This window comes from Micromonospora phytophila, from assembly GCF_023656545.1.
In the GTDB taxonomy this organism is placed as follows: domain Bacteria; phylum Actinomycetota; class Actinomycetes; order Mycobacteriales; family Micromonosporaceae; genus Micromonospora; species Micromonospora phytophila.
In genome coordinates this window covers 1-4,309 of sequence record NZ_JAMOKF010000402.1, presented here as the reverse complement: position 1 = coordinate 4,309, position 4,309 = coordinate 1, and the positions used below count along the sequence as shown (strand labels likewise).

The 4,309-nt window shown below is 73.0% G+C and carries 4 protein-coding genes and 1 pseudogene; 2 read left to right on the top strand and 3 right to left on the bottom strand.

Annotation, left to right across the window (positions count from 1 at the left end; genetic code table 11):
* Both NCC78_RS28310 and pknB read left to right on the top strand, forming a co-directional pair.
* Positions 1-397 (top strand): annotated as a pseudogene (locus NCC78_RS28310) (serine/threonine protein kinase); the annotation flags it as partial.
* On the top strand, positions 394-2,202 hold the full coding sequence (gene pknB / locus NCC78_RS28305) for a Stk1 family PASTA domain-containing Ser/Thr kinase (protein ID WP_250798331.1): 1,809 nt from the start codon (positions 394-396) through the stop codon (positions 2,200-2,202). The pseudogene NCC78_RS28310 and the gene pknB, both read left to right, overlap by 4 nt.
* A gap of 102 nt (positions 2,203-2,304) precedes the next feature.
* Here the strand turns inward: pknB and NCC78_RS28300 are convergent, their stop codons facing one another.
* The 3 genes from NCC78_RS28300 to NCC78_RS28290 all read right to left on the bottom strand — a co-directional run.
* Positions 2,305-2,955: an aminodeoxychorismate/anthranilate synthase component II gene (locus NCC78_RS28300; protein ID WP_250798328.1), complete on the bottom strand. Its 651-nt coding sequence runs from the start codon at positions 2,953-2,955 to the stop codon at positions 2,305-2,307.
* A 4-nt stretch (positions 2,956-2,959) separates the two neighbouring features.
* A complete protein-coding gene (locus NCC78_RS28295; protein WP_250798326.1) occupies positions 2,960-3,247 on the bottom strand; it encodes a hypothetical protein in 288 nt (95 codons plus the stop codon).
* A 3-nt stretch (positions 3,248-3,250) separates the two neighbouring features.
* Positions 3,251-4,309, bottom strand: a 1,059-nt coding sequence (locus NCC78_RS28290; protein WP_250798325.1) for a class E sortase, incomplete at its 5' end; no start/stop codon positions are given.

The window sequence follows — 4,309 nt, the reverse complement described above, 5'->3', positions numbered from 1 at the left end:
CGCGGCGGCACCCCGCCCGCCGGCGTCCCCGCCCGGCTATCCGCGTGGCGCTGCGCCGGTGCCGTCCGCTGCGGTCCGCCAGGACCGTCCGACGTCGTACGCGGGCCAGGCCCCGCCGCCGGCGCCGCGACCGGCTCCACGGCGGTCCCGGTCGGGGACGGTGTTCCTCGCCATCCTCCTGGCCGCACTGGTCCTTCTCTGCTCCGGCGTGATTTCCTACAACCTGCGGGAGCGTGCGCTGTCCGGTGAACCCGGTTCGCCCGCCCCGCGGACGGTGACGTCCGGCGCGCTGCGGCATGACGGACGCGACTATCCCGCCGGGACGTCGTACCGTCGACAGGAACTGCCCCGGCCGGGCGGCGACGAGACGACGAGCGAAGGACGACAGACGCGATGACAGCGCAGGCCCGCCTGCTCGGTGGCAGGTACCAGGTCGGCGAGCTGCTCGGCTACGGCGGCATGGCCGAGGTGCACCGCGGTCGTGACCTCCGGCTCGGTCGGGACGTCGCGATCAAGATGCTCCGGACCGACCTCGCCCGGGACGCCACCTTCCAGATGCGGTTCCGCCGCGAGGCGCAGAACGCCGCCTCCCTCAACCACCCGGCGATCGTCGCCGTCTACGACACCGGCGAGGAGACCGCGCCGACCGGCGAGACGCTGCCGTTCATCGTGATGGAGTTCGTCAACGGGCGGACCCTCAAGGAGGTGCTCGGCGCCGAGGGGCGGCTCCAGCCCCGCCGGGCGCTGGAGATCTGCGCCGACATGTGCGCGGCCCTGGAGTTCAGCCACCGGCACGGCATCATCCACCGGGACATCAAGCCCGGCAACGTGATGCTCACCCAGACCGGCCAGGTCAAGGTGATGGACTTCGGCATCGCCCGGGCGCTGGCCAGCGGCGCCACCACGATGACGCAGACCAGCGCGGTGATCGGCACCGCGCAGTACCTCTCTCCGGAGCAGGCGCGGGGCGAGGCCGTCGACGCCCGCTCCGACGTCTACGCCGGCGGGTGCGTGCTCTTCGAGCTGGTCTGCGGGCACCCGCCGTTCGTCGGCGACAGCCCGGTCAGCGTCGCGTACCAGCACGTGCGGGAGGCCCCGCCGACGCCGAGCGACATCAACCCGGACGTCACCCCGGCGGTCGACGCGATCGTGCTGAAGGCGCTGTCGAAGAACCCGCTCAACCGCTACCAGAGCGCCGGCGAGATGCGCGCCGACCTGCTCCGCGCGGCCGCCGGTCGCCCGGTGCTGGCCACCCCGGTCATGCCCCAGGAGGAGACGACGCAGCTGGCGCCGGCCGCCGGCGGGGCGGGCTACCCGGCCGCCGGTGGGCCGCAGACCCGGCAGATTCCCGCGCGGGTCGGCGATCCCCGGCGGCGCAAGGCGTCGTCCTGGCTGATCGCCACGTTCGCCGCGGTCGGTGTGCTCGCGGTGATCGCGCTGGCCGCCGCCCTGCTCAACCAGCGCCCGGACGACAATCGGGTCGCCGTGCCGCAGGTGACCGGCCTGACCCAGCCGGAGGCGTTCGCCCGGATCGAGCAGGCCAACCTGGTGCCCCAGTCGGGTGAACAGGTCTTCAACGCCACCTGCACGAAGGGCCAGGTGGTCGAGCAGACGCCCGCCGCCAACGCCTTCGTGGAGCCGAACGGGCAAGTGGTCGTGCAGGTCTGCGGCGGCCCGGCCACGAAGCTGATCCCGAGCGGTCTCGAAGGCTCCACCTTCGACAGCGCGAAGCGGCGGCTGGAGGCCGAGGGCTTCACGGTCAAGAAAACCGAGAAGGACAGCGGGGAGAAGGAGGGCATCGTCCTCGGCGTGTCACCGAACGAGGGCAGTCGGGTGGCGGACGGCGCCGAGGTCACCCTGACCGTCTCCAGGGGCAATGTCGACGAGGTGCCGAACGTGGTCAACTCCACCGAGGACCAGGCCCGGGAGGAGTTGGTGGACGCCGGCTACAAGGTCAACGTCGACCAGGGCCGGGAAGTGCCGGCGAGCGAGGCCGGCCGGGTTGTTTCCCAGAGCCCCCGAGCCGGCGCCAGCCTCGCGAAGGGCAAGACGGTGACGATCGTGGTCACCGTTCCCAAGGTCGAGCCCGACCCGACCGGGACCAGCCCCTCGCCGACGCCCTCGACCACGCCGTCGACGCCCGGCGGCGGCGGCGGCTTCCCGCTGCCGAGCAGCCCGCCGATCCGGCTCCCCGAGCAGTGACGCCCCGGCCGGCGCGGCCGTCACCGCGCCGGCCGATCCCGGCCCGTCGATTGACCTGACGTCTGCCCGGTGCTGTCCGGGCGGCGATGAGGGTGGTGCGGCTCAGGCGGTGGCGAAGGCGGCGCGGCGGCGGGCGTCCACCTCGGCGGCGAGCTCCGGGGCCCGCTCCAGCGCCTCCGGGTGACCGCAGGCGGCCAGCCAGTTCGCCAGCATCAGGTGACCGCCCTCGGTCAGCACCGACTCCGGGTGGAACTGGACGCCCTCGATCGGCAGCGTCCGGTGGCGCATCGCCATCACCACCCCGGAACCGGTCCAGCCGGTGACCTCCAGCTCGTCGGGAAGCGTCTCGGGCAGCACGGCCAGCGAGTGGTAGCGGGTCGCGGTGAACGGGTCGGGCAGGCCGGCGAGCACCCCGACGGAGTGGTGCCGGACCTCGGAGGTCTTGCCGTGCAGCAGCTCCGGGGCGCGGGTCACGGTGCCGCCGAACGCCTCGCCGATCGCCTGGTGACCCAGGCAGACGCCGAAGATCGGCAGCTCGCCGGCGTACCGGCGGATGACGTCGAGGCAGATGCCGGCGCGGTCGGGGCTGCCGGGGCCCGGGGAGAGCAGGACGCCGGCGGCGCCTACCTTCCCGACCTCGGCGACGTCGATCTCGTCGTTGCGCCGGACGTCGCACTCCACGCCGAGTTGGCCGAGGTACTGCACCAGGTTGAAGACGAACGAGTCGTAGTTGTCGATCACCAGGACGCGCATCGACTCAATTCTCCGGTGAGGGGGGCGGGGTGTTGTTCTGGTCGGTGTCGTACGGCAGGTCGTGCTCGTCGCCCGCCGGGGCGTTCCCGTCGCCGGGCACCACGTCGCCGCCGGGGTCACCGGGCACGCCGGAGTCCTGGGTGACCTGCACGTCGTCGAAGGGCAGCAGGGGCTCCGCCCACGGGAAGACCACGAACCACAGCAGGGCCACCATCGCACCGGCGATCAGCAGGCTGCCGGTGAGCTTGCCGGGCAGCCCGAACGGGAGCTTGCGCCAAATCCAGCCGTACATCGCCTAGCCTCCCAGCTCCGCCGGGCGGCCCGCCGACTTCGGCTGCTTGCGGTCCAGCTCCGCGTGGATGATCAGGCGCTGGTAGTTGTCGAACTTCGGGTTGCAGGTGGTCAGGGTGAGCATCCGCCTGGTGGCCTTCTCGCCGGGCTTGCCCGGGACCGGCGCCACCACCTCGACCTGAGTGGGCTTGACGATCCGGCTCTCGGTGACCCGGTAGACGTACCAGTCGTTCTGGCCCTCGACCACGATCGCGTCGCCGTCGTTGAGCTCGTCGAGCCGCCAGAACGTCGCCTTGTTGCGGTGCCCGGCAACGGAGAAGTTGCCCAACTCGCCCGGCAGAGCGCTCTTCGGGTAGTGGCCCGGGGCGAAGCGGATGTCCTTCTGCGTGACGCCCTCGACCACCACCCAGTTCTTGTCCAGCTTGGGGATGTGCAGCCCGGCGATCGGCTTGCCCTGCACGGGCGGCTTCGGCTTGGCCGACGCGCTGGCCGACGGCGCGACCGTCGGATCGCCGCTCGGGCCCCACTCCTGCGCCAGCTGCTGGCTGAGGTCGTTCTGGTGGGCGTCGACGATCGCCGACTTGCCCCACACCTCGTAACCGGCGAAGAGCAGCACCACCAGACCGAAGGTGATCAGCACCTCGCCGCTGACCCGGATCCCGGTACGCAGCCGGGAGACCAGCGTCGGCCGGGTCAGCTCCGAGTAGACGCTCTTGTAACCCTCGCCGGTCTGGTGCGGGCGCAACTGCACCACCCGCTCACCCCGCCGCGGGCGAGGCTGCTCGGCGGGGAGGCCCTCGGTGTCGCCGCCCGGCTGGTCCGTCTGCGGGGTACGCGGCACCGCGCCCATCAGCGCGGTGGCGTCGAGGGCGGGCGTGGTGGTCGGCGTACGCCCGGGGACGGCCGGGATCAGGGCGGTGGCCCCGGGGTCGGCGGCGCGGCCGGGGCCGGCCGGGGAGATTGGGGCCGACGGGCCGGTGCCCGCCGCGGTGGACGCGCCCACCTTCGGGATGTACGCGGTCGGCGCGTCACCGGTCGGCCGGCCGCCCTGGGCGGCGGCGCG